This window comes from Muricoccus nepalensis (genome assembly GCF_006438825.1).
Classification (GTDB): domain Bacteria; phylum Pseudomonadota; class Alphaproteobacteria; order Acetobacterales; family Acetobacteraceae; genus Roseomonas; species Roseomonas nepalensis.
The window spans coordinates 377,236-401,043 of sequence record NZ_RCZP01000003.1; the positions used below are offsets into that span (position 1 = coordinate 377,236).

Annotated in this window: 19 protein-coding genes; 10 read left to right on the top strand and 9 right to left on the bottom strand. The window is 75.0% G+C overall.

Annotation, left to right across the window (positions count from 1 at the left end; translation table 11 throughout):
* Window positions 1–5: 5 nt before the first annotated feature.
* Both EAH89_RS06275 and EAH89_RS06280 read right to left on the bottom strand, forming a co-directional pair.
* The gene (locus tag EAH89_RS06275; protein ID WP_206667467.1) at window positions 6–1,454 is read right to left on the bottom strand and encodes a glutamine synthetase family protein; all 1,449 of its coding nucleotides are present in this window, start codon (window positions 1,452–1,454) and stop codon (window positions 6–8) included.
* Window positions 1,451–2,800, bottom strand: coding sequence for an aromatic ring-hydroxylating dioxygenase subunit alpha (locus tag EAH89_RS06280; RefSeq protein WP_241666881.1), 1,350 nt, complete (start codon window positions 2,798–2,800; stop codon window positions 1,451–1,453). The genes EAH89_RS06275 and EAH89_RS06280 overlap by 4 nt, the downstream gene beginning before the upstream one ends.
* A 122-nt stretch (window positions 2,801–2,922) precedes the next feature.
* Here EAH89_RS06280 and EAH89_RS06285 point away from each other — a divergent pair, with 122 nt between their 5' ends.
* The 4 genes from EAH89_RS06285 (at window position 2,923) to EAH89_RS06300 (ending at window position 9,125) form a co-directional block, all read left to right on the top strand.
* A complete protein-coding gene (locus tag EAH89_RS06285) occupies window positions 2,923–3,723 on the top strand; it encodes an IclR family transcriptional regulator domain-containing protein (protein WP_140881919.1) in 801 nt (266 codons plus the stop codon).
* 113 nt (window positions 3,724–3,836) lie between these two features.
* Window positions 3,837–5,756: a PAS domain-containing hybrid sensor histidine kinase/response regulator gene (locus tag EAH89_RS06290; RefSeq protein WP_140881920.1), complete on the top strand. Its 1,920-nt coding sequence runs from the start codon at window positions 3,837–3,839 to the stop codon at window positions 5,754–5,756.
* A gap of 70 nt (window positions 5,757–5,826) precedes the next feature.
* Window positions 5,827–8,277 carry a penicillin acylase family protein gene (locus tag EAH89_RS06295; RefSeq protein WP_140881921.1) on the top strand — a complete coding sequence of 817 codons (2,451 nt, stop codon included), beginning with the start codon at window positions 5,827–5,829 and terminating at the stop codon, window positions 8,275–8,277.
* 80 nt (window positions 8,278–8,357) lie between these two features.
* Window positions 8,358–9,125: an arginyltransferase gene (locus EAH89_RS06300; protein WP_140881922.1), complete on the top strand. Its 768-nt coding sequence runs from the start codon at window positions 8,358–8,360 to the stop codon at window positions 9,123–9,125.
* Here EAH89_RS06300 and EAH89_RS06305 read toward each other — a convergent pair.
* Window positions 9,109–9,759, bottom strand: a complete 651-nt coding sequence (locus tag EAH89_RS06305) for a TetR/AcrR family transcriptional regulator (RefSeq protein ID WP_140881923.1) — start codon at window positions 9,757–9,759, stop codon at window positions 9,109–9,111. The two genes, EAH89_RS06300 and EAH89_RS06305, sit on opposite strands and share 17 nt — an antisense overlap.
* Before the next feature lie 167 nt (window positions 9,760–9,926).
* On the opposite strand from EAH89_RS06305, the gene EAH89_RS06310 reads away from it, so the two are divergent.
* The 3 genes from EAH89_RS06310 to EAH89_RS06320 all read left to right on the top strand — a co-directional run bounded on the left by EAH89_RS06310 (window position 9,927) and on the right by EAH89_RS06320 (window position 14,816).
* A complete protein-coding gene (locus EAH89_RS06310) occupies window positions 9,927–11,096 on the top strand; it encodes an isovaleryl-CoA dehydrogenase (RefSeq protein ID WP_140881924.1) in 1,170 nt (389 codons plus the stop codon).
* Window positions 11,097–11,108: 12 nt separating this feature from the next.
* Complete coding sequence (locus EAH89_RS06315) at window positions 11,109–12,716, top strand: carboxyl transferase domain-containing protein (protein ID WP_140881925.1); 1,608 nt, start codon at window positions 11,109–11,111, stop codon at window positions 12,714–12,716.
* 81 nt (window positions 12,717–12,797) lie between these two features.
* On the top strand, window positions 12,798–14,816 hold the full coding sequence (locus EAH89_RS06320; protein WP_140881926.1) for an acetyl/propionyl/methylcrotonyl-CoA carboxylase subunit alpha: 2,019 nt from the start codon (window positions 12,798–12,800) through the stop codon (window positions 14,814–14,816).
* On the opposite strand, the gene EAH89_RS06325 is transcribed toward EAH89_RS06320, so the two are convergent.
* From EAH89_RS06325 to EAH89_RS06340, 4 genes are read right to left on the bottom strand one after another with little or no spacing between them, the layout of a single operon-like run.
* A complete protein-coding gene (locus EAH89_RS06325) occupies window positions 14,813–15,967 on the bottom strand; it encodes a 2-methylaconitate cis-trans isomerase PrpF family protein (protein ID WP_140881927.1) in 1,155 nt (384 codons plus the stop codon). The two genes, EAH89_RS06320 and EAH89_RS06325, sit on opposite strands and share 4 nt — an antisense overlap.
* 31 nt (window positions 15,968–15,998) lie before the next feature.
* Window positions 15,999–16,757 carry an MBL fold metallo-hydrolase gene (locus EAH89_RS06330; RefSeq protein ID WP_140881928.1) on the bottom strand — a complete coding sequence of 253 codons (759 nt, stop codon included), beginning with the start codon at window positions 16,755–16,757 and terminating at the stop codon, window positions 15,999–16,001.
* Window positions 16,758–16,814: 57 nt separating this feature from the next.
* A complete protein-coding gene (locus EAH89_RS06335; protein WP_140881929.1) occupies window positions 16,815–17,837 on the bottom strand; it encodes an Ldh family oxidoreductase in 1,023 nt (340 codons plus the stop codon).
* A gap of 37 nt (window positions 17,838–17,874) precedes the next feature.
* Window positions 17,875–18,864, bottom strand: a complete 990-nt coding sequence (locus EAH89_RS06340; RefSeq protein WP_140881930.1) for a Bug family tripartite tricarboxylate transporter substrate binding protein — start codon at window positions 18,862–18,864, stop codon at window positions 17,875–17,877.
* A gap of 135 nt (window positions 18,865–18,999) precedes the next feature.
* Between EAH89_RS06340 and EAH89_RS06345 the strand changes: the two genes are divergently transcribed.
* Entirely contained in the window at window positions 19,000–19,914 is a 915-nt protein-coding gene (locus EAH89_RS06345) for a GntR family transcriptional regulator (RefSeq protein WP_140881931.1), read from the top strand.
* A 15-nt stretch (window positions 19,915–19,929) separates the two neighbouring features.
* Here EAH89_RS06345 and EAH89_RS06350 read toward each other — a convergent pair whose 3' ends face one another.
* Together EAH89_RS06350 and ftsH are read right to left on the bottom strand one after the other, a co-directional pair.
* Window positions 19,930–20,796 (bottom strand): fumarylacetoacetate hydrolase family protein, encoded by an 867-nt coding sequence (locus EAH89_RS06350; RefSeq protein WP_140881932.1) that lies wholly within the window; start codon window positions 20,794–20,796, stop codon window positions 19,930–19,932.
* A 109-nt stretch (window positions 20,797–20,905) separates the two neighbouring features.
* Entirely contained in the window at window positions 20,906–22,858 is a 1,953-nt protein-coding gene (gene ftsH, locus EAH89_RS06355; protein ID WP_140881933.1) for an ATP-dependent zinc metalloprotease FtsH, read from the bottom strand.
* Window positions 22,859–23,076: 218 nt separating this feature from the next.
* Here ftsH and EAH89_RS06360 point away from each other — a divergent pair, with 218 nt between their 5' ends.
* Window positions 23,077–23,340, top strand: a complete 264-nt coding sequence (locus EAH89_RS06360; RefSeq protein ID WP_140881934.1) for a GlsB/YeaQ/YmgE family stress response membrane protein — start codon at window positions 23,077–23,079, stop codon at window positions 23,338–23,340.
* A gap of 220 nt (window positions 23,341–23,560) precedes the next feature.
* Window positions 23,561–23,808, top strand: a 248-nt coding sequence (locus tag EAH89_RS06365) for an acetyl-coenzyme A synthetase N-terminal domain-containing protein (RefSeq protein ID WP_277753776.1), incomplete at its 3' end; no start/stop codon positions are given.

Sequence of the window (23,808 nt, forward strand, 5' to 3'; positions counted from 1 at the left end):
CCCCCTCAGAAGAGTTCGAAGTACTCGCGCTGCTCCCATTCCGAGACCTCGGCCTCGAAGCGGGCGATCTCGGCGCGCTTGAGGCGGAGGTACCAGTCGATCACGCCCTCGCCGAAAGCCTCGCGCGCCGTTTCGCTCCTGTCCAGGGCGTCCAGGGCCTCGCCGAGGCTGCGGGGCAGCGGCGGGGCCTCCGTTTCGTAGGGCGCGTCGGCGGGGGGGCCGGGGTCGCGGGCGCGCTCGATGCCGTCGAGGCCGAAATGGAGCTGGGAGGCGGCGTAGAGGTAGGGGTTGGCCGCGGGCTCGCCGACCCGGTTCTCGAGCCGCGTCGCGCGGTCCCCGGGGCGGCCGAGGGCGCGGACCATGACGCCGCGGTTGTCGATTCCCCAGACCGCGCGGTCCGGCGCCAGCGACAGGGGCCGGTAGCGGCGGTAGCCGTTGATGGTGGGGGTTGAGAAGGCGGCCGCGGCCTGCGCGTGGTGCAGCAGCCCGCCGAGGTAGTGCCGCGCGGTCCCGGACAGGGGCTCGCCCCCCTGCCCCGCGAAGGCGTTCCGACCGGTGGCGATCTCGGTGAGGGACTGGTGGAGGTGCCAGCCGGAGGACATGACGTTGGGGATGCGCGGGCGGCACATGAAGCTCGCGTGGTAGCCGTGGCGCCGCGCCACCTGCTTCACCGCCGAGCGGAAGAGGATGGCGGTGTCGGCCGAGGCCATGGCGTCCTGGGCGTCGAAGGTGAACTCCACCTGGCTCGGCCCGTACTCCACTTCCATCGAGCGCAGCGGCAGGTCGAGGGCCTCGACGGCGTGGCGCAGCACCTCCAGCACGGGGTCGAGCGCGTCGTAGCGGCTCTCGGTGAGGTAGTTGTAGCCCTGGGTGAGGAGGGCGACCGCGGGCGGCGTGCCGGGCTGGCCGGCGTCCTCCGGCGCGAGCTTCGGGTCGAGCAGGCGGAAGAGGTGGAACTCGAGCTCGATGCCGGTCGTCAGGCCGAAGCCGAGGCCGGCCGCGCGGTCCAGCGCCCGGCGAAGCTGGTGGCGGGACGAGAGGGGCACGGGGCGGCCGTCGGCGAAGTAGGCGTCGCAGAGCATCCAGGCCGTGTGCGGCGCCCAGGGCAGGACGCGGAAGCTGGCGGGGTCGGGCAGGAGGAGGAAGTCGGCGGCGCCGCGCATCTCGGGCATCGCCGCCCCGTCGGCCGCGAAGACGGGCCAGGCCGTGCGGTGGCTGCTGTCCTTCAGCAGCATCGTCGTCGTCATGGCGATGCCGTCGCGGAGCGCCCGCGCCGCGTCGGCGGCGACCACGGTCTTGCCGCGGAGGATGCCGTGCTGGTCGGCCCAGGAGAGGCGGAGCACCCCCACCCCCTCGGCCTCAAGCCGGCGGAGGAGGTCCTGCGCCTGGCGGCGGGCGTCGTCGCTGAGCAGGCCGTGGCGCTCGGCGAAGCACATGGAGGGGCTCGCGTTCACTCGGCGGCTTGCGGGTCGGCGGCGCGGGCCGCGGCGGCGTCGAGCGGAAGGTCCAGCGGCGGGGCCCCCCAGGGGGCGGCGGCGCGGCGGCGAGCGACGGCGGCGCGCCAATGGGCCTCCCAGCTCTCGCTCGGGGCCATGCCGTCGATGGTGGCGGGTCCCGTCAGCCCGGCCGCGCCGGCGTCGGCCAGCAGGGGCGCGCGGCCCTCCTCCACCGCGGCCATGGCGCGCAGCAGCAGGCGGCGGTTGGCGGCGATGGCCCTGTCGGTGGAGGCGAGGTGCTCCCGCGTGCGGTCCTGGATGGCGCCCTGGCTCTCCACCGCCCACTGGTCGTGCGTGTTGATGTCCTCGCCCATGCCCGTGTAGGTCCGGCTCGCCTGCTCCGCCGGGTCGAAGCCGTACTCGTTGGCGCGGTTGCGGCGCGCGACGTAGTCCGGCAGCGCGTAGGTCTCGAGGCGCTGGGCGCGCATCCGGGCGCGGTCCACGGGGGCCGCGAAGCTCGTGAAGATGGCCACCCAGTAGCAGCGCGTGTCGTCCACGGGGACGTGCCACTGGGTGATGGTCATCTCCGCGCTCATCGGGATGACGAAGGCCTGGGGGAAAAGGAGGTTGGTCACGCGCACATGGGTGGTCGCGTCGCTGATGCGGCGCAGCGCCGTGACGCGCAGGCCGTAGTCGGTGCCCTCCACCTCGATCCGCGGGCGCGGGAACTCGCGCAGGACGTAGGTCATGGGCAGGTCCGAGCCGTCGGAGGCGCCGCGGAACTGCTTGCCGTAGGCGGCGTCGGCCTCCCCGTCCTCGAAGAAGCGGTGCAGGAAGGAGGCGTGGGCGGGGTCGATGCCGACCTCCAGCGCCTGCAGCCAGTTGCACTCGATGAGGCCCTTGAAGGCGAAGGTGTGGCTGTCGGGCGCGACGAAGCAGTCGAAGGCGGGCAGTGGGGGCGCCTCGCCCTCGCCGAGATAGGCGAAGACGATGCCGGCCCGCGCCTGCACGGGGTAGGCGCGCGCGCGGACCCGGTGGCAAAGGGTGCTGCCCTCGGGCTCGGCGGGGGTCTCGAGGCAGCGCCCGTCGGTCGCGAAGAGCCAGCCGTGGAAGGGGCAGCGGAGCCCGCCGTCCTCCAGGCGGCCGTAGGCGAGGTCCACGCCCCGGTGCGGGCAGCCGCGGTCGATCAGGCCCAGGTTTCCCGCCTCGTCCCGGAAGAGCACGAAGTCCTCGCCCAGCGCGCGGACGGGGCGGACCGGGCGGGGGCCGTCCAGCTCGTCGAGGAGGGCGACGGGCTGCCAGTAGCGCCGCAGCAGGGCGCCGCCGGGCGTGCCGGGCCCGACCTGGGTAAGGCGTTCGTTCATCGCCGCGCTCATCATGGTGATCGTCTCCCGGGATGTTCGGTGACCGAACGCCTGTTCGCTCCAACGCCCGATGCTAGGATGGCCGACGCATCGGGCGCAACGATCGACGGGGGAGGACGAGGATGCCGCGACTGGGCGCCGAGGCCGCTCAGCGCCGCGGGGCGGCGGCGCGGGGGCCGGAGCACTCGGAGGCGCTGGCGCGCGGCCTCGCGGTGCTGACCGCGCTCGGCGCGGGGCGGCGGCCGCTGAGCCTGGCGGAGGCGGCGCGGGCCGCCGGCCTGCCGCGGGCGACGGCCCGGCGGGCGCTCGCAACCCTCGCCAACCTCGGGCTGGTCGAGGCGGAGGGGCGGCTGTTCCGGCTCACCCCGCGCGTGCTGCGGCTGGCCACGGGGTATCTCGGGTCGAACGGGGTCTCGGTCCTCCTGCAGCCCCGCTGCGAGGCGATCGCGGCGCAAGGCGGCACCACCTGCTCGGTCGCGGTGCTGGACGGGGCGGAGATCGTCTTCGTCGCCCATGCCCAGCCCGTGCGGCTCGCGCCCTCCGGCGCGATGGTGGGGACGCGCCTACCGGCCCATTGCACCGCGCTCGGCCGCGTCCTGCTAGCCGCCCTGTCCGACCCGGCGCTGGAGGCGTTGCTGGCCGGGCTCCGCCCCGAGGCGCTGACACCGCGGACGGAAACGGATCCCGCGCGCGTCCGGACGGCGGTGCTCGCCGCCCGCGCGGCCGGGCACGCGCTGGTGGAGGAGGAGGCGGAGCTGGGCTTCCGGTCGCTGGCCGTGCCGCTCCGCCGCTACGACGGGCGGGTGGTCGCGGCGCTGAACCTCGGGGCGCCGGTGGCGCTCCACCCGGCGGGGGACATGGTGGCGCAGCGCCTGCCCGGCCTTCTCGCCGAGGCGGCGGAGCTCGCCGCGCAGCTTGTCTGAGGGGGGCGGCGAGCCCTGGCATCCCTCTTGCCACCCTTCAACTCGTGCAGGGGGGCGAACTCGCCGCGGGGTCGGCCGTTCACCTCTGCCAGCATCCTGGCGGTGGAGGATCCGTGCAGCAGCACGCGCCGACGAGGAACGGGCCGCCCGGTGCGAGGGCGGGGTCGCGGGGGGCGGGCGGTGCGGGCGCGGAGGCCGCGGCGCTGCGCGTCGCGCTGGCCGATTCGCTCGCGGAGTCCGCCCGCCTCGCCGGACGGCTGCGGGTGGCCGAGCGGCAGCTCGCGGCCGGCCGCGCCCTCGCCTCCGCCCGCCGCGCGGCGGCCGAGGACGATGACCAGGCGCTGGGCGCGGCGCTCGAGGACCTCTCGGCCTTCTCGGCGGAGCTGGAGGACGCCAACGCGGCCCTCGCGCGCGAGGTCGCGGAGCGGCGGGCGGAGCTCGTCGCGATCGACGCCGCCCTGCGCGAGAGCGAGGAGCGCGTGCGCCTCGCGCACCGCTACGCGGGCGCCGGGGCCTGGGACTGGCACGTCCCGGACGGCACCATGACCTGGTCGGAGGAGTACCGGGAGCTGCTCGGCCTGCCCGCCGACGCGGCGGCCTCCTACGCGGCCTGGCTGGACGGCATCCACCCCGACGACCGCGCCGCGACGGAGCGGGCGCTGCGCGCCTGCCTTGAGGAAGCGGACACCGAGTGCGAGGTGGAGTACCGCGTGCGCCACGCCGCGCGCGGGGTGCTGTGGCTGTCGGGCCGCGGGCGGCTGCACCGGGACGAGGCGGGGGCGCCGCTGCGCCTCGTGGGGCTGTGCATCGACATCACCGCGCGCAAGCGGGCGGAGCTCGCGCTGCGGGATGCGAATGAGAATCTCCGGCGGGAGGTGGAGCGCGAGGTGGCGGCGCGCGAGGCCGCCCAGGCGCGGCTGACCCAGACCCTGAAGCTGGAGGCGCTCGGCCGGCTGACCGGCGGCGTCGCGCACGACTTCAACAACCTGCTGGCGGTCGTGACGGCGGGCGCCTCCCTGCTCGCGCGGGCGGAGGATCCGGCGCGGCGGGCGAAACTGACCGCGAGCATCGCGGCCGCCGCCGAGCGGGGCGCGGACCTCACGCGCCGGCTGCTGACCTTCGCGCGGCGCCAGGCGTTGCGGCCGGAGCCGATCGCCCTCTCGCCCTGGCTGCGGGAGATCGGGGAGCTCTTCGCCCGGTCGCTCCGCGAGGACATCGTGGTGGAGGTGGACGCGCCCGGGACGCTCTGGCCGGTCATGGCCGACCCCTCGGAGATGGAGCTCGCGGTGACCAACCTCGCGCTCAACGCGCGGGACGCGATGCCGCGGGCGGGCGTGCTGCGGATCGCCGCCCGCAACGTGACCCTCCTCGGCACGGAGGAGCCGGAGGGGCTGCGGGGGGACTTCCTGCGCATCGAGCTCTCCGATACCGGCATCGGCATGGCGCCCGAGGCGCTCTCCCGCGTGTTCGAGCCCTTCTTCACCACCAAGTCCGGCGGGGGCGGCGGGCTCGGGCTGCCCCAGGTCTACGGCTTCGCGCGGCAGAGCGGCGGCGCGGCGCGGGTGGGCAGCCGGCTCGGCCACGGCACCTGCGTCAGCCTCCTGCTGCCGCGCGCGGGGTCGGCGCCGCGGGCGGAGGAGGCGCCGCCGCGCGAGGCTGGCCCGGCCGGCGACCGGCCGCTGCGGGTGCTGGTAGTGGAGGACGACGAGGCGGTGGCGGCGCTCGTGCTCGACATGATGCAGCACCTCGGCCACCGCGCGGTGCGGGCCAAGGGGCCCTCGGAGGCGCTGGGGCAGATCGCCTCGGGGATCGAGGTGGACCTCGTCTTCACGGACGTCCTCATGCCCGGCGCGATGGACGGGCTGGACCTGGCGCGGGAGGTGGCCGCCGCCCGGCCGGGGCTGCCGGTGCTGCTGACCAGCGGCTACGGCGGGGCGCCGGCGCGGGTGGCGGAGGCGGGGCTGCCCCTGCTGCGCAAGCCCTACGGCATCGAGGCGCTGCGGCGCGCCCTGGCCGCCGCCGCGCGGGGCTGACCGGCGCGGGCCCCGGCCCATTGCCGTTCCGGCCCTTGGAGCGGGCGGGTGGCGGGGCCAGTATCCCGCCATGGCGTTGACGACCCGGCCGAGCCGCATTCCCAGGGGGGCCCAGGACGGGCAGAGCAGGATCCCGGAGGGCGGCGCCCCCCCGCCGGGGCGCCCCGGGCGGGTGCGCGGCCGGCTCGCGCGCTGGCGGCGGCGCCCCCGCTCGCCCTGGCGGTGGCTCTGGCGCGGCCTCGCGCTGCTGGTCGCCCTGCCCGTGCTGGCAGCGGCGGGGATCGCGGCGCTGCTCTGGGCGACGCTGCCGGCGGAGGTGGAGGCGCTGCGCCTGCCCGGCCTCTCCGCGCCGGTCGAGATCGACTTCGACCCCCGCGGCGTGCCCCGCATCCGCGCCCGGACCGAGCGCGACGCCGCCATGGCGCTCGGCGTGCTGCACGCGCGGGACCGGCTGTTCCAGATGGAGATGACGCGCCGCAACGGCGCGGGGCGGCTGAGCGAGATCGCGGGGCCGGCCACGCTTCGGCTGGACCGCACCATGCGGACACTGGGGCTGCAGGAGCGGGCGCGGGCGGACCTCGTGGCGCTGCCGCCCGAGGCGCGGGACATGCTGGAGGCCTACGCGGACGGGGTGAACGCCTGGATCAAGACCCATGGCCGCTTCGCCGCGCCCGAGTTCATCCCGCTCGGCCAGCCCGAGCCCTGGCGGGCGGCGGACAGCCTTCTCTGGGGCAAGATCATGGGCGTCTGGCTGTCGGGCAACTGGCGGACGGAGGTGGAGCGGGCGCGGCTGGCCGCCGTGCTGCCGCCGGAGCGGCTGGCGGAGCTCTGGCCCTCCGACGACAGCCCGGGGCGGCCGGACCTCGCCTTCCTGCCCCCGCCGGAGCGCCTCGCCGGCCTGCTCGACGCGACGCCGCGCTGGGGGGAGGACGCGCCGCTGCCGCCCTCGGCCTCCAACGCCTGGGCGGTCGCGCCCGCGCGCTCGGCGACGGGGGGCGCGCTGCTGGCCTCGGACCCGCATCTCGCGCTTGGGGCGCCGGCGCTCTGGTACCTCGCGCGGATCGAGCTGCCGGGCGGGCGCTTCCTGGCGGGGGCCACGGCGCCGGGCGTGCCGATGATGGTGATCGGGCGGAACGAGCGGCTGGCCTGGGGCTTCACCACCACGCATTCCGACACGCAGGACGTCTTCGTCGAGCGCCTGGCGGGCGACGACGCCTACGAGACGCCGGAGGGGCGGCGCCCCTTTGCCGTGCGCGAGGAGCGGATCGGCGTGCGCGGGGGGCCGGACGTCGTGATCCGGGTGCGGGAGACGCGGCACGGGCCGGTGCTCTCGGACCTCGACGAGCGGCCGCCGGAGGGGCAGGTGCTGGCCGTCTCCATGGCCAGCCTCGCCCCCGCCGACACCCAGGCGGCGGGGCTGCTGGCGCTGAACCGGGCTGGGTCTGTCCCGGAGGCGCGCGCGGCGGCGGCGCTGATCGCGTCCCCCGCGCAGAACCTCATGGTGGCGGACACGGCGGGGGGGATCGCCATGTTCCTGACCGGCCGCACGCCGGTGCGCGCCGCCGGCGACGGCTCCCTGCCCGCGCCCGGCTGGGACGGGTCGCATGACTGGCGGGGCTGGGTGCCCTTCGACGCCATGCCCCATGCCGAGGCGCCCGCGAGCGGCGTGCTGGCCAACGCGAACAACCGGGTGCAGCCGGCGGGGCACGAGCCCTTCCTCGGGCGCGACTGGTTCGGCGACTGGCGCTTCCGCCGCATCGGCGAGATGCTGCGCGAGCGCCCGCGCCACGCGCCCGCCGACTTCGCGGCGATGCAGGCGGACGCGATCAGCCTGCACGCGCGAGAGATGCTGCCGCTGCTGCTCGCGCCCCCTCGGCCGGAGGGGGTGGCGGGCGCCGCGCGCGACCTGATGGGGCGCTGGGACGGGGCGATGCTGCCCGGCCTGCCGCAGCCGCTGGTCTTCAACGCCTGGGCGCGGGAGCTGGGCCGGCTGGCGCTCGCCGAGGGCGGCGTGCCCGAGGGGGCCTTCGTTGTTGGGCCGGAGTTCCTCCGGCTGCTCCTCTCCCCGGCCGGGGCCGCCTGGTGCGGGGCGGGGGGATGCGAGGCGCTCTCGGCCCGGGCGCTGGAGGCGGCGGTGGCGGCGCTGGAGCCCCGCTTCGGGCCGGACCCCTCGGCCTGGCGCTGGGGGGCGGTGCACCGCGTGCGGCTGGAGCACCCCTTGCTGCGCTTCGTGCCCGTGCTGGCGGACTGGCTGCGCATCGAGGCGCCCACGCCCGGCGACAACGAGACGGTGAACCGCGGCGGCATGGCGCGGGACTTCTCCCACGTTCACGGGCCGGGGCTGCGGATCGTGATGGACCTCTCCACGCCCGAGGGGGTGCTGGCCGCGATCGCCACGGGGCAGTCGGGCAACCCCTTCTCCCGCCACTGGGGCGATATGAACGAGGGCTGGGTGGCCGGGCGGGTGGAGCCGTTCGGCGCCAAGGCGCGCGTGACGGCCCGGCTGGGGCTGCGGCCGTGAGCGGCGACTCGCGAAACCCGCCCGCGGACGGCGCGCTAGCCATGGACGGCGGCCCCGGTTCCGTCGAGAGTGGACCCCGAATGCTGCACCGTGCCCAACGTCGTCCGCAGTTCTTCTACACCACGGCCCCCCTGCCCTGCCCCTACCTGGCCGGGAGGACCGAGCGGAAGGTCGTGACCGAGCTGTCAGGGCCGGAGGGCGAGGCGCTGCACGACCGGCTCTCCCGCGCCGGGTTCCGGCGCAGCCACAACATCGCCTACGCCCCGGTCTGCCCGGGCTGCCAGTCCTGCATCCCCATCCGCATCGTGGTGGAGGACTTCAAGCCCTCCCGCACCCACCGGCGGGTGCTGCGGGCGAACGAGGCAGTGGTGGCCCAGGAGGTGCCGGCGCGGGCGACGGCGGAGCAGTTCGCCCTCTTCCAGCGCTACCAGCGGGCGCGGCACCGGGACGGCGACATGGCGGCTATGGGCTTCTACGACTACCGCGCCATGGTCGAGGACACGCCGATCACGACCATGCTGATCGAGTTCCGCGAATCGCCGGACCGCCTCGTCGGCGCCTGCCTCACGGACTGGCTGAAGGACGGGCTCTCGGCCGTCTACTCCTACTTCGAGCCCGACCACGCCGGGCGCTCGCTGGGCACGCTCGCGATCCTGCACCTCGTGGACCGGGCGCGGGCGCTCGGACTTCCCTACGTCTATCTCGGCTACTGGGTGCCGCAGAGCGCCAAGATGGCCTACAAGGCCGGCTTCCGCCCGAGCGAGATCCTCACCCACGGCACCTGGCACCCCCTGCGCGAGGGCGCGCCGCCGGCCGAGGCCCCTCAGGCCATCATGAATCCCTGCTGAGGGCGGCCAGGCCCGTTCCGCTGCGGCCCTCCGTTGGCGCCAGCCCCAGGCAGCCGTGCATCACCAGGCCCGTGTGCAGCGCCACGACCTCCTGCTTCGTCAGGCGCCCCTCCGGCTTGTACCAGGTGCAGGCGCCCGTCAGCATCGCGAGGATGGCGTAGGCGGTGATGCGGGTGTCGCCGATGCGGAACTCGCCCCGCGCCACGCCGAGGTCGAGCACCGCGACGAGCTTCTCCTCGTAGGCGCGGCGGAGCGCGACGATGGCGGCGAAGTGGCGGGGGTCGAGGGCGCGCAGCTCGAAGTTGGCGACGAAGACCTCGTGCTTTCTCTCCAGGTGGTAGGTGACGTGGCTCGCGACGAAGGCGCGCAGACGGTCCTCCGCGCCCGCGGGCGCCGCGGCCAGGGCGAGGTCGGTGTGGGCCAGCAGCCTCTCCATGTGCTCGCGGATAAGGTCGAAGAGCAGGTCCTGCTTCGTGCGGATGTGGTTGTAGAGCGAGGCGGCCTGGATCCCGACCTCGGCGGCCAGCTCGCGCAGGCTCATCGCCTCGAAGCCGCGGCGGTAGATGAGCCGGAGGCCGGCCCGGCGGATGGAGGCCGCGGTGCGCGCCCCGCTCGATCCTGCGATACGACCCACGACCCTCTCCCATGCCAAGGCCCCGCCGCGGCGGGTCCCGGCCGCGGCGCCGGGCAGGGTTAAACTAACGGTTGGTAGTTGGTAAGCCGCTTGTGCTGCCCGCTTCTTTTGCCTAACGCTAGCGGCAAAGGCGCCGTGGCAGCCGGCCGTCGGGAGGGAAACCGCTCATGTCCAACAGCTTGCAGGGGCTCAACTACGACCTCGGCGAGACGGCCGACGCGCTGCGCGGGCAGGTGGCAGCCTTCGCGGCCGACGAGATCGCCCCGCGCGCGGCCGAGATCGACCGCAGCAACGAGTTCCCGGCCGACCTCTGGCGCAAGTTCGGCGACCTCGGCCTCCTCGGCATCACGGCGCCCGAGGAGTACGGCGGGGCGGGCATGGGCTATCTCGAGCACTGCGTGGCGATGGAGGAGCTGAGCCGGGCCTCGGCGAGCGTCGGCCTCTCCTACGGCGCGCACTCCAACCTCTGCGTGAACCAGATCGCGCGCAACGGGAACGAGGAGCAGAAGGCGCGCTACCTGCCGAAGCTCATCACCGGCGAGCACGTCGGCGCGCTCGCGATGAGCGAGCCGGGCGCGGGGTCGGACGTGGTGGGCATGCGCACCCGGGCCGAGCGGCGCGGGGACCGCTACATCCTCAACGGCGGCAAGTTCTGGATCACCAACGGGCCCGACGCGAACGTGCTCGTGGTCTACGCCAAGACCGATCCCGCGGCGGGGCCGCGCGGCATCACGGCCTTCCTCATCGAGAAGGGCTTCAAGGGCTTCACCACGGCGCAGAAGCTCGACAAGCTCGGCATGCGCGGCTCGAACACCTGCGAGCTGGTCTTCGAGAACTGCGAGGTGCCCGCCGAGAACGTGCTCGGCGCGGAGGGCCGCGGGGTGAACGTGCTGATGAGCGGGCTCGACTACGAGCGCGCGGTGCTGGCCGCGGGGCCGCTCGGCATCATGCAGGCCTGCCTCGACATCGTCCTGCCCTACGTCCACGACCGCAAGCAGTTCGGCAAGCCGATCGGCGAGTTCCAGCTCATGCAGGGCAAGATCGCCGACATGTACACGGTGATGTCGGCCGCCAAGTCCTACGTCTACACCGTCGCCAAGGCCTGCGACCGCGGGCAGACGACGCGGAAGGACGCGGCGGGTGCCATCCTCTACGCCGCGGAGAAGGCCACCTGGATGGCGCTGGAGGCCATTCAGGCTCTCGGCGGCAACGGCTACATCAACGACTACCCGACGGGGCGCCTGCTGCGCGACGCGAAGCTCTACGAGATCGGCGCGGGCACGAGCGAGATCCGGCGCATGCTCATCGGGCGCGAGCTCTTCGCCGAGACGGCCTGAGGGAGCGCCGCGATGCCGGTGATCGAGACCGCGGTCGACCTGCGCTCCCCCGAGGCCGTCGCCAACGCGGAGGCGATGCGCGCGCTGGTGGAGGACCTGCGGCGGACCGCCGGGGCGGTGCGCCTCGGCGGCGGCCAGGCGGCGCGGGAGAAGCATCTCGGGCGCAACAAGCTCCTGCCGCGCGACCGCATCCGGGCGCTGATCGACCCGGTCTCGCCCTTCCTCGAGGTCGGGCAGCTCGCGGCGCACGGGCTCTACGGCGGCGAGGTGCCCTCGGCGGGGATCGTCACGGGCATCGGCCGCGTGTCGGGGCGCGAGTGCATGATCGTGGCGAACGACGCCACGGTGAAGGGCGGGACCTACTTCCCGCTGACCGTGCAGAAGCACCTGCGGGCGCAGGAGATCGCGCAGCAGAACCGGCTGCCCTGCGTCTACCTCGTGGACAGCGGCGGCGCGAACCTGCCGAACCAGGACGAGGTCTTCCCGGGTCGCGACCATTTCGGGCGCATCTTCTACAACCAGGCCACCATGTCGGCCCAGGGCATTCCGCAGATCGCGGTCGTCATGGGGTCCTGCACGGCCGGCGGCGCCTATGTGCCGGCCATGTGCGACGAGAGCGTCATCGTCCGCAACCAGGGCACCATCTTCCTCGCGGGCCCGCCGCTGGTGAAGGCCGCCACCGGCGAGGTGGTCAGCGCCGAGGACCTGGGCGGCGCGGAGGTGCACAGCCGCACCTCGGGCGTCACCGACCACCTGGCGGAGAACGACGCCCACGCGCTCGGCATCGCGCGGCGCATCGTGGCGGGGCTGAACGAGGTGAAGCGGCCGGCGCTCGAGATCCGCCGGCCCGTGCCGACGCGCCACGCGCCCGAGGAGATCTACGGCGTCGTGCCCTCCAGCCTGCGCACCCCCTACGACGTGCGCGAGGTGATCGCGCGGCTGGTGGACGGCAGCGAGTTCGACGAGTTCAAGCGCCTCTACGGCGCGACGCTGGTCTGCGGCTTCGCCCATATCTGGGGATACCCGGTGGGGATCGTCGCCAACAACGGCATCCTGTTCAGCGAGAGCGCGCAGAAGGGCGCCCACTTCATCGAGCTCTGCGCGCAGCGCGGCGTGCCGCTGGTGTTCCTGCAGAACATCACGGGCTTCATGGTGGGGCGGAAATACGAGGCGGGCGGCATTGCCAAGGACGGCGCGAAGATGGTGACGGCCGTCGCGACCGCCGCCGTGCCGAAGTTCACCGTCATCATCGGCGGCAGCTTCGGCGCGGGGAACTACGGCATGTGCGGCCGCGCCTATTCGCCGCGCTTCCTCTGGATGTGGCCGAACGCGCGCATCGGCGTGATGGGCGGCGAGCAGGCGGCCTCGGTGCTGGCGACGGTGCGGCGGGACGGCATCGAGGCGCGCGGCGGAAGCTGGCCTACCGAGGAGGAGGAGGCCTTCAAGGCGCCGATCCGCGAGCAGTACGAGGTGCAGGGCCACCCCTACTACTCCAGCGCGCGCCTCTGGGACGACGGGGTGATCGACCCCGCGGACACAAGGCGCGTGCTTGCCCTCGGCCTCTCGGCCAGCCTGAACGCGCCCATCCCGCCGACCCGCTTCGGCCTGTTCCGGATGTAGGGGGAGACGCCGGATGAGCAGCACCACGAAGGCGGCCGCGGCCGCCCTCCCCGGCCAGCGCCCGGGACGGGAGGGATCGACGTGTTCCGCAAGATCCTGATCGCCAACCGCGGCGAGATCGCCTGCCGCGTCATCGCGACCGCGCGCCGCCTCGGCGTCGCGACCGTCGCCGTCTACTCGGAGGCCGACGCGGGCGCCCGGCACGCGCGGATGGCCGACGAGGCCTGGCCGATCGGCCCGGCGCCGGCGCGGGAGAGCTACCTTGTCGGGGAGCGCATCCTCGACGCCGCGCGGCGGTCCGGCGCCGAGGCGATCCACCCGGGCTACGGCTTCCTCTCGGAGAACGCGGACTTCGCGGCCGCCTGCCGCGACGCGGGGATCGTCTTCATCGGCCCGCCGCCGGACGCGATCCGCGCCATGGGCTCGAAGGCGGAGTCGAAGGCGCTGATGGAGCGCTCCGGCGTGCCGCTGGTGCCCGGCTACCACGGGGCGGACCAGGACCCCGGCCTGCTGGCGCGGGAGGCGGTGCGCATCGGCTATCCCGTGCTCATCAAGGCCTCGGCCGGGGGCGGCGGCAAGGGGATGCGGATCGTGGCCGCGCCCGCGGAGCTGGACGCCGCGGTGGAGGGCGCGAAGCGGGAGGCGCTGGCCTCCTTCGGCGACGACCGCGTGCTGGTCGAGAAGTATCTCACCCGGCCGCGGCACATCGAGATCCAGGTCTTCGCGGACACGCAGGGCAACACCGTCTCCCTGTTCGAGCGGGACTGCTCGATTCAGCGGCGGCACCAGAAGGTGATCGAGGAGGCGCCGGCGCCGGGGATGGACCCCGCGCGGCGGCGCAGCATGGGCGAGGCCGCCGTCGCCGCGGCGCGGGCGGTGGGGTACGTCGGCGCCGGCACGGTGGAGTTCATCGCGGAAGGCGACGCCTTCTACTTCATGGAGATGAACACGCGGCTGCAGGTCGAGCACCCCGTGACCGAGATGGTCACCGGCCTCGACCTCGTGGAGTGGCAGCTGCGCGTCGCGGCCGGCGAGCCGCTGCCGCTCGGGGAGGATCGCCTCGGCCTGCGCGGCCACGCCATCGAGGCGCGCGTCTACGCCGAGGACCCCACGCGGGACTTCCTGCCGGCGGTCGGCACGCTCCGCCATCTTCGTCAGCCGCGGGAGGTGCCGGGCGAGGTGCGGGTGGACACCGGCGTCGTCGAGGGCGACGCGATCACGCCCAACTACGACCCGATGATCGCCAAGCTAGTCGTCTGGGGCGCGGACCGGCCGGCCGCGGTGCGGCGGCTGGCGGCGGCGCTGGCGGAGTACGAGGTCGTCGGGCTGACGACCAACCTCGGCCTGCTGCGCGCCATCGCGGCGCACCCCGCCTTCGCGGCCGCCGAGCTCGACACCGGCTTCATCGCGCGCCACGCGGCGGCGCTGATGCCGGCCGGGGCCGAGGCGCCGGAGGGCGAGAGGGAGGCGGTGCTCGCGGCGGCGGCGCTGACGGTGCTTGCCGACCGGCGCGCCGCCGCGGAGGCGGCGGCCGGCGCCACAGGCGACCCCTGGTCCCCCTGGGCCGCGGCCAATGCCTGGCGGATGAACGGCGACGGCTACCAGGACCTCCGCTTCCGCGAGGGCGAGGCGGATCCGGTCACGCTGCGCGCGCACCCGCGGCCGGACGGGAGCCTTCGCCTCGACCTGCCGGGGGGCAGCGTCGAGGCGGCGCTGTCGGAGGACGAGGCGGGCGCCCTGCTGCGGGTCGACGGCGTCACGCGGCGGCTGCGCGTGGTCCGGCGCGGGGAGGAGCTGACGGTGATCCTCGCCGGGCGCAACCACGCGCTGCTCCACGACGACCCGCTGGCGCCGCCCCGGACCGAGGCGGCCGGCGGCCAGCGCGTCATGGCGCCCGTGCCCGGCCGCGTGACCCGCGTGATGGTGGCGCCCGGCGACGCCGTCGCGAAGGACGCGCCGCTGCTGGTGGTGGAGGCGATGAAGACCGAGATCACCCTTCGCGCCCCGCGCGAGGGCCGGGTGGCGGCGGTCCGCTGCGCCGTCGGCGACATGGTCGAGGAGGGCGTGGAGCTCGTCGGCTTCGAGGAGGCCGCGCTCTAGCCCCCTGCCCGCCCGGGCAGCCAGACCCGCCCGTCGAAGAGGCGCCGCGCGGTGCGGTAGAAGGAGCCCGCGCGCGCCTCCCAGGCGCCCTCCTCCTCCACGACGTCGGCGCCGACGGTCAGCACCCCCGAGGGCATGCCGAGGCGGAGGGGGCCCGCCGCGGCGTCGTCACGCCGCATCTCCGCGACCACCGTGCCCCGGATGCGGGCGGCGACCGCCGTGCAGAGCGAGCCCGTCAGCGGCAGGGCGCGGTGCGGCTGGCCGTTCGAGATGATCCGGGCCGCGAGGTCCATGGCCGAGGCCGCCAGGGGCTCGCCCGAGAGCGTCGGGGCCGCGGCCGGGGGGCTGACGAAGCCGATATAGGGCACCGTGCTGATCGCCCGCGCCGCCTCCGGGTCGGGCGCGATACCCATGAGGACGGAGGCCTGGCGGCGGATCCCGTCGAGGAGGCGCAGGAGGTCGGGGCGGGCCTCAAGCTCCTCGGGCAATTCGGTGCCGGAGAGGCCGAGGTCTCGCGCGCGGACGAAGACGGCGGCGTTGGCGGCGTCCACCAGCGAGGCCTCGATCGCCCCGAAGCCGGGCACCTCCAGCCGGTCCATTGGGCGGCCGGTGGGCAGCAGGCGCCCGGTGGTGGCGCCGCCCGGGCGGAGGAAGTCGAGCCGGACCGGCGCGCCCGTCCCGCCCACGCCGGGGATGGCGAGGTCGCCGTCGTAGCGCGCGCGGCCCTCCTCGACCGGGAAGGTGCCGTGGATGATCTTGCCGGTGTTGGTGTTGTGGATGCGGACCGTCGCGCTCTCGCCCCGCGCCTCCACGAGGCCCTCGTCCACCGCGAAGGGGCCGACGGCCGAGCTCATGTTGCCGCAGTTGCCGCGGTAGTCGACGTGGTTCTCGCGGATCAGCACCTGGGCGAAGGTGTAGTCCACGTCGGCGTCCGCGCGCGGCGAGGGCGCGATCACGCAGACCTTCGAGAGCGACGAGACGCCGCCGCCCATGCCGTCGAGCTGCCGCCCGTAGGGATCGGGCGTGCCCATGGCGGCGGCGAAGAGGGCGTCCCAGGCCGCGCGGTCCGCCGGCAGGTCGCGCGCGTGGAACAGGATGGCCTTGCTCGTGCCGCCCCGCATGAAGACGGCGGGGATGGAGCGCTGCTTCACCGGGGGTCCTCCCGTGAAGGGCGACCGCGGGTCACGCCGCCCCTTCCGTGAGGTCAAAGCGCGTCACCTCCTCGAGCGAGGCGCCGAACCAGGCGTCGATGGCGGCGGTGCGGTCCCCCTGGGCGACCATGTTGCCGGCCTCGTCGAGGAGGAGCGGCAGGTCGTGGCCCGGCAGGAGGAGGGTGCCGGGCACCTCGCGCCAGGCGGCGTTCAGCCGGGCGATGGAGGCGGCGTGGGCCGCGGCGTCGAGGGTCATGTCCGCGCGGCCCGTCGCGAGCTCCGACCGGTTCTTCGCCACGTCCGCCGAGAAGATCGTGCGCACCGGCCCCTCCAGCACGAAGACGAGGTGGTGCATCGTGTGGCCGGGCGCGGTGAAGCAGGCGATGCCCGGCAGGCCGGTCGGGCCGTCCTCCAGCCGCCGCAGCCGGGGGTGGCGCGCCAGCTCGCGGATCGTGAACTCGGGGTAGAGCGGGTCGCCGTCCGGCAGGCCGAGCGCCATCTCGAGCTCCGCCGCGCCGGCATGGAGGGTGGCGCGCGGGAACATCGGCCAGTTGAGGCAGTGGTCGTAGTGGAGATGCGTCAGCAGGAGGTCCGTGACGTCCTCCGGCGCGACCCCCGCGGCCGCGAGCTGCGTCAGCAGGCGGCGCCGCGCGCCGAAGCCGCCGGTGTCGAGCACGGCGAGGCGCCCCTCCGGTCCGCGGGCGAGCGCGATGGTGCTCCAGCCGAGGCCGCCGTGGTGCTTCGACTTGCCGGGGTAGCCCTGCTGCAGGCTCTCGACGGTCCAGGCCATGGGTTCGCGCTCTCTCTTCTCGCAGAGGGGCCGGCGGGCCCGCCCGGGTTCGCCGGTTTAGGCCAGGGCCTCGACGGCGGCGAGGTCGGCGGCCGCGACGGGAACGCCGTCGCGCCGCGCCCGCGCCAGCATCGCCATCTCGCGGTCGCCCGGCGCCATCACGGGCTGCGCGGGATCGGCGGCGGGCGTGCCCCGCAGGATGGCGCCGAAATCGGCCAGGCGCTCGCGCATCCAGTCGGCCGCGTGGAGCTTCGTGGTGTCGATGAGGATGAAGACGTGGCCGAGGTTCTGCGCGGCCCCGGGGTTCTTGTCCCAGGCCTGGACATGGGTGAGGTAGGCGGCGCCCGAGAGGAGGCCGGCGAGCAGGTCCACCATGACCGCGAGGCCGTAGCCCTTGTGCCCGCCGACGGGCAGGAGGAAGCCCTCCAGCCCCTTGCGCGGGTCGGTGGTGGGCTTGCCGTCGGCGTCCGCGGCCCAGCCCTCCGGCATGGGCTCGCCCTGCTGCAGCAGCTTGCGGATCTTGGCGCGGGCGGCGACGGAGAGCGCGATGTCGAGGATGATCGGGTCGCCGCCGGGGTTGGGCATGCCGATGCCGAGCGGGTTGTTGCCCACCCGCGTGTCCTTGCCGCCCCAGGGCGCGATGGTGGTCGTCGCGTTGCTCGCGATGACACTCGCGAAGCCCTCCCCGGCGGCGAGGTAGGCGTAGGGCAGGATCGGGCCGAAGTGGTTGCTGCCGCGCGCGAAGGCGGCGCCGATGCCGACCTCGCGGGCGGATTCCATGGCCGCCTGCAGCGCGCGCATGCCGACGAGGGGGCCGACGCCGTTCCGCCCGTCCACCATCGACAGCCCCGGCGCCATGCGCGCCACCTGCACCTCGGCCGCCGCGTCGATGCCGCCGAGGCGGACGCGGTCGAGGTATTGCGGGACGCGGCTGATCCCGTGCGTGCGCACGCCGAACATGTCGGCGAGCACGAGGACCCGGGCGGCGAGGGCCGCGTCGGCCTCGCGCAGGCCGCCGCGCGCGAGGGCGCGGGTGGCGAGGCCGAGGAGGCGGTCCTCGGGGATGAGCGTCTCGGTCATGGGAATTCCTTGCCTGCGGGCCCGCGCGGGGGGCCCCTCACCCCTCGGCCGTGATCCGCGCGTCGCGGATGATGCCGGCGAACTTCACGGCCTCCTCGCGCACGAAGGCGCCGAAGGCTTCCCGCGAGAGGCGGCGCGGGATGATGCCCTGCTCGGTCAGCTTCGCCGCGAGCGGGGGGTCCTGCAGGGCCGCCCCGGCGGCCTCGGCCAGCCGGTCGAGCACCGGCGCGGGCGTGCCGCCCGGCGCGAAGAGGGCGAACCAGTTGATGAGCTCGTAGTCGGCGAGGCCCGGCGCCTCGCGCAGCGGCGCGACGTCCGGCAGCTGCGGCATGCGCTCGCGCGAGGTCACGGCGACGGCGCGCAGCTTGCCGTCCTGGATGAGCGGCAGCGCGGCGCCGAGGCTGCTGAAGCTCATCGTCACCCGCCCGCTCGCGACGTCGGTCACGGCGGGGGCGGAGCCGCGGTAGGGAACGTGCAGCACGTCCGTCCCGGCCATGTGGTTCATCAGCTCCCCCGCGAGGTGCTGGGGGTTGCCGATGCCGGAGGAGGAGAAGGAGAGCTTGCCCTTGTTCGCGCGGGCGTAGGCGATGAGCTCGGCCGGGGTGCGGACCGGCAGGGCCGAGGGCACGACGACGAGGCAGGGCACGGTGCCGCAGAGGGCCACCGGCAGCAGCTCGCGCTCCGCGTCGTAGGCCATGCGCTCGCGGTAGAGGGCGGGATTGACCGCGATCTCCCCCGCCGCGGCGAAGAGGATCGTGTAGCCGTCGCCCGGGGCCTTCGCGACGGCCTGGGCGCCGATCATGGCGCTGGCGCCCGCCCGGTTCTCGACGACGACGGGCTGGCCGAGGGCACCGCGCATGGACTCGCCCACCAGCCGCGCGACGATGTCGACGCCGCCGCCCGGGGGATAGCCGACGATGGCGCGCAGGGGCCGGCTGGGGAAGGCCGGCTGGGCCGTCGCTCGGCCGGCGGCCAGGGCGAGGCCCCCGAGAACTCCCGCGGAGACGGCGTTGCGGCGGGTGATCATGCCCTTGGTCCTTGCTTGGCGTCCTCGCCTTCCTTTTGCATGTTGGCGACATCAAATGCAACCGGCACGGCGCCGCATTGCCGCTGCCGCCCCGCCGTCCTACCCAGGCCGCGAACCGGAGTCCGCCCCGCCCGCATGCCAGAGGCCGCCACCAGCACCGTCGCGCAGATCGTCCACGCCCTGGCGGAGGATGTGGCCACGGGCGCGCTGCCGGGCGGGACGCGGCTGCCGGCGCAGCGCCTGGCGGACCGCTTCGGCGTCTCGCGCTTCCCGATCGGCCAGGTCCTGCGCGTCCTGGCGCAGCATGGGGTCGTCGTGGCCGCGCCGCGCCGCGGCTTCTTCGTCGCGCCCGAGGGGCGCGGGGCGGCGGCCGCCCTGGCCGGGCGCGGGACGGGCGGCGGGCTGTCCGGGGTCTACTTCGCCATGGCGGAGGACCGCGTGGCCGGGCGGCTGCCGGACGTCATCTCCGAGGCCGCCCTACGCGAGCGCTACGGCGTGACGCGCGGCCAGCTCGCCCAGCTTCTCGACCGCATCGCGGCCGAGGGATGGGCGGAGCGGCGCGCGGGCTATGGGTGGCGCTTCTCCTCCGTGCTGACGACGCCCGACGCGCTGGAGCAGACCTACCGCCTGCGCCTGGCGATCGAGCCGGCCAGCCTGCTCGAGCCCGGCTACCGCCTCGATCCCGCGACCGCCGCCGCCTGCCGCGCGGTGGAGGAGCACATGCTGGCCGGCGGGATCGAGGCCGCCACCTCGGACGCGCTCTACGAGCGGGGCGTGCGCTACCACGAGGCGGTGGTCGGCGCCTCCGGGAACCCCTTCATGCTGGAGGCGCTGCAGCGGGTGAACCGCGTGCGGCGGCTGCTCGTCTACCGGACCCTCGTGGACCGCCAGCGCTTCCACCGCCAGGCGCGGGAGCACCTCGCGATCCTCGACCTGATCCAGGCCGGGCGGCGCGAGGCGGCGGCGGCGGCGATGCGGGACCACCTGGGGGCCGTGATGGGGAGCATGACGGCGGCCCGGCCGCTGCTCGAGGCCGGGCCACTGGGCTGAGCGCCCCCTCCCCGCTCAGGCCACGCGGAGGGTCATGGCGCCGATACCCTCGATGGCGGCGTGCATCGTGTCGCCGGGACGGATGGGACCCACGCCCTCCGGCGTGCCGGTGAGGAGGATGTCGCCGGGCTCGAGCGTGTAGAAGCGGGAGGCGAAGACGATCAGCGCGGGGATGTCGAGGAGGAGGTCGCGCGTGTTGGCGCGCTGCCGGACCTCGCCGTTCACCTCGAGGAGGAGGTCGAGCGCAGCGGGGTCCCCGATCTCGTCGGCGGTCACCATCCAGGGGCCGAGGACCGTGTAGGTGTCCGGCGACTTCCGCAGGCTCCGCTCCTCCGGCCCGCGGATCGTGATGTCGAGGCCGATCGCGTAGGCGGCGACGTGGCCCAGCGCGTTCTCCCGCGTCGCGTCCTTGCAGGGCGTGCCGATGATGGCCGCGAGCTCCACCTCGTGGTCGGTGCGGCGGTCCGGCTGGTTGACGCGCAGGGTGTCCGAGGCGCCCGCGAGGGAGGAAGTGGCCTTCAGGAAGAGGCCCGTCTCCTCGATCTTGCGGACGTGCGCGGCGTGGAAGGTCGCGGGGTCGGCCTCGGCCTCCTCGAGGTGCTTGCGGTAGTTCACGGGCGCCGCGACGATCTTGCCGGGGTTTGCGACGGGCGGGCGGAGCCGCACCGAGGCGAGGGGGCGGCCGGGCTGCGCGTCGGCGGCGGCGAGGATGGGCGCGCGCAGCGCCGGCAGCGCCGCCACCAGCAGGTCGTGACGGGGGAAGGGGTAGCGCCGGGCGGGCAGCGCCTCGAGGGCCGCGCTGGCATCGTGGACGAGGTCGCCCGCGACGGGATCGCGCCGCACGAGCCCCAGGCGGTCGTCGTCGAAGAGGCAGAGGCGCATCGGGTAGCCTTCGCAGGGGAGGACGTCGCGCCCCGCGGAGGGCGCGACGGCCCCCAGCCTCGGCCGAAGCGGGCGCCGGGGAAAGGGGCGGGCCCCCTCCCCCGCCCGGTCAGGCGACGGCGGCGAGAGGGCGGGGCGCCGCGGCGTCCACCGTCCGGCGCGCCTCCTCGCCGGTCAGGGTCTCCTCCGCCAGCAGGCGCTGGGCGAGCGCGTGCAGGGCGGCGATCTCCCCCTCCAGCACGGCGCGCGCGGTGACCAGGGCGCGGGCGATCTCGGTGACCACGAGCTGGTCGAGCCGGTCGAGCGTGGCCGGGGCGGCGCCGGGCCCGCGGCCGTCGCCGAGGAGGTCCACGCAGCCGAGCTCCGCGTTCATGCCGTATCGGCCGAGCATCTCGCGGGCGACCTTCGTGGCGTGGGCGATGTCGCCGGAGGCGCCGCCGGTGACCTCGTCGTGGTCGAGGATGATCTCCTCCGCCGCGCGCCCGCCCATGGTGACGGCGAGGCGGCCCTGCAGCAGGCCGCGGCTCCAGAGGTGGCGGTCCTGGTCGGGCGTCTGAACGACGGCGCCGAGGGAGCGGCCGCGCGGGACGACGGTGACGCGGCGCACCGGGTCGGCGCCCGGCGTGCGCATGGCGACGATGGCGTGGCCGGCCTCGTGGTAGGCGACGACGCGGCGCTCGGCCTCGGACATGGCGCCGGCGGGGCGCTTCTCGCCGAGGAGGATGCGGTCCATCGAGGCCCGGAGGTCCTCCATGTCCACGGCCTCCTTGCTGGCGCGGGTCGCGGCGATGGCGGCCTCGTTCAGCAGGTTGGCGAGGTCCGCGCCGGAGAAGCCGGGGGTCATGCTGGCGACCTCGGGCAGGCTGACGCCGCCGGCGAGGCGGACGCGTCGCGCGTGGACGCCGAGGATCGCCTCGCGGCTCCGCACGTCCGGCCCGGGCACGAAGACGCGCCGGTCGATGCGGCCGGGGCGGGTGAGCGCGGGGTCGAGCACGTCCGCCCGGTTGGTCGCGGCGATGAGGACGATGGTGGAGGAGCGGTCGAAGCCGTCGAGCTCGGTGAGGAGCTGGTTGATGGTCTGGTCGTGCTCCTGCGAGCCGCCGTCGCGCGCCGTGCCCGAGCGCGCCCGGCCGACGACGTCGATCTCGTCGATGAAGACGATGCTGACGGGGTGCTTGCGCGCGCGCCCGAAGAGGTCCCGCACGCGGCGGGCGCCGATGCCGACATACATCTCCACGAACTCGGAGCCCGAGGCGCTGAAGAAGGGCACCCCCGCCTCCCCCGCCACGGCGCGGGCGAGGAGCGTCTTGCCGTTGCCGGGATCGCCCTCGAGCAGCACGCCCCGGGGCACGCGCGCGCCGAGGTTCGCGAAGCGCTTCGGGTCGCGCAGGAACTCCACGACCTCGAGGAGGGATTCCTTGGCCGCGTCCTGCCCCGCCACGTCGGCGAAGGTCACGCCCTGGGAGCCGTCGGCGCCGGCCTCGCGGCGCGAGCCCTTGCGGAAGAGCGCGGCGCGGCGGCCCGGCCCGCGGGTGCGGCGGCGGTCGAGCCAGAAGAGGAAGACGAGCACCCCGCAGACGCCCGCGAGGACGAGGAGGAACTTGGCGACGGTGGAGGCGACGTCCGCCCAGGTGCCGTCCTCCACGAGGAACTCGACGCCCGCGTCGCGCGCCTTGCGGGAGAAGGACTGGTTCTCCTCGGTCGAGGGGGGCAGGAAGAAGGTGACCGCGCCGGTGCCAGCCGCAGTCAGGTAGATGCGCTGGCCGTCCCAGGTGTTGCGGTAGGCGGATTCCGCGCGCCCGTCCGCCAGCATCCGCTCCGCCTCGCCCTGGGTGACGGCGGCGGCCGTCCAGCGGGCGAGGAGGCCGGGCCAGGCGTGGAGGCGGGGCTTCGGCTCCGCCTGGGCCGGGACCGCCGCCGGGGGCGGTCCGGCGGGGGAGGTCAGCGCGCGCATGGCCGCCTCCGCCATCACCCGTTGCTCGGCCGAGAGGGCGGGCTGGGCCCTGGCCGCGGCGGGCGCGGCGGCGGCAAGGGCGAGGATGGCGAGGACGGGGAGGCGCATGGAGAGTTCCGCGCAGGTGTTGCGGCCGCCAGCCTGGGATCGGCAGCGGCGCCCGTCAACACAATCGTGTTACCTGATACATTTCTTCCGGCGGCCTGTGCCCGGCGGTCCCGCCGGGGGCGGCGTCCGCGCCGCGCCGGGGCGGGCCCGGGCGCGGGCGGCCTGAAACCCGCGATGCCGACCCGCGCTCCGCTTCCACAACCTGGCGGAGCGCCCCCATGGGTATCATCGGAACCATCATCATCGGCCTGCTCGCGGGCATCGTCGCGAAGTTCCTCATGCCCGGGCGCGACCCCGGCGGCTTCATCATCACCACCCTTCTTGGCATCATCGGCGCCGTGGTGGCGACCTATCTGGGCCAGGCGGTCGGCTGGTACCGCGCGGGCGAGGGCGCCGGCTTCATCGGGGCGGTGGTCGGGGCGGTCATCTTGCTCGCGATCTACCGGATGACGGTGGGCCGGTCGGGCGCAATCAACCGGTAGCGCCGCCGGCCGGCCCCGGCGCGGGCCGGCCGGGGCGGAGGCCCCTTCGGCCGAGGTACCAGTTATTTCGAGCTGACCTCGTTATTGTTTCGGCTTTCGGTACCTGGGAACGCCCTCACGCCGGGGGGCGTTCCTATTTTTTCGATCCCCGCCTTGATCCAGCGCAAGGACCCGCCGCCCCGTCCTGCCGTTCATCGCCCCCAAGAACGAGGAGGGGCGTATGCCTGACGACGGGATGCTACGGGTTGAGCCGCGGGCGAGCGGCGCGCGGGTGGACGAGGCGCGGCGTCGTGCGATGGTGGAGGAGGCGGGTCGGGACCCGGAGGGGTTCTGGCGTCGCGAGATGGGGCGCATCGCCTGGATGCGGGCGCCTCGTCGCATCAAGAACACGAGCTTTGAGGGCGACGTCTCGATCCGCTGGTTCGAGGACGGCGTGCTCAACATCAGCGAGAGCTGCCTTGACCGGCA

What these genes read in the sequence shown, in the direction of transcription:
- EAH89_RS06280 (WP_241666881.1), bottom strand. Translation starts at nt 2,800, where the DNA reads ATGAACGAACGCCTTACCCAGGTCGGGCCCGGCACGCCCGGCGGCGCC.
- EAH89_RS06285 (WP_140881919.1), top strand. Translation starts at nt 2,923, where the DNA reads ATGCCGCGACTGGGCGCCGAGGCCGCTCAGCGCCGCGGGGCGGCGGCG.
- EAH89_RS06295 (WP_140881921.1), top strand. Translation starts at nt 5,827, where the DNA reads ATGGCGTTGACGACCCGGCCGAGCCGCATTCCCAGGGGGGCCCAGGAC.
- EAH89_RS06300 (WP_140881922.1), top strand. Translation starts at nt 8,358, where the DNA reads ATGCTGCACCGTGCCCAACGTCGTCCGCAGTTCTTCTACACCACGGCC.
- EAH89_RS06310 (WP_140881924.1), top strand. Translation starts at nt 9,927, where the DNA reads ATGTCCAACAGCTTGCAGGGGCTCAACTACGACCTCGGCGAGACGGCC.
- EAH89_RS06315 (WP_140881925.1), top strand. Translation starts at nt 11,109, where the DNA reads ATGCCGGTGATCGAGACCGCGGTCGACCTGCGCTCCCCCGAGGCCGTC.
- EAH89_RS06330 (WP_140881928.1), bottom strand. Translation starts at nt 16,757, where the DNA reads ATGGCCTGGACCGTCGAGAGCCTGCAGCAGGGCTACCCCGGCAAGTCG.
- EAH89_RS06335 (WP_140881929.1), bottom strand. Translation starts at nt 17,837, where the DNA reads ATGACCGAGACGCTCATCCCCGAGGACCGCCTCCTCGGCCTCGCCACC.
- EAH89_RS06340 (WP_140881930.1), bottom strand. Translation starts at nt 18,864, where the DNA reads ATGATCACCCGCCGCAACGCCGTCTCCGCGGGAGTTCTCGGGGGCCTC.
- EAH89_RS06345 (WP_140881931.1), top strand. Translation starts at nt 19,000, where the DNA reads ATGCCAGAGGCCGCCACCAGCACCGTCGCGCAGATCGTCCACGCCCTG.
- EAH89_RS06350 (WP_140881932.1), bottom strand. Translation starts at nt 20,796, where the DNA reads ATGCGCCTCTGCCTCTTCGACGACGACCGCCTGGGGCTCGTGCGGCGC.
- ftsH (WP_140881933.1), bottom strand. Translation starts at nt 22,858, where the DNA reads ATGCGCCTCCCCGTCCTCGCCATCCTCGCCCTTGCCGCCGCCGCGCCC.
- EAH89_RS06360 (WP_140881934.1), top strand. Translation starts at nt 23,077, where the DNA reads ATGGGTATCATCGGAACCATCATCATCGGCCTGCTCGCGGGCATCGTC.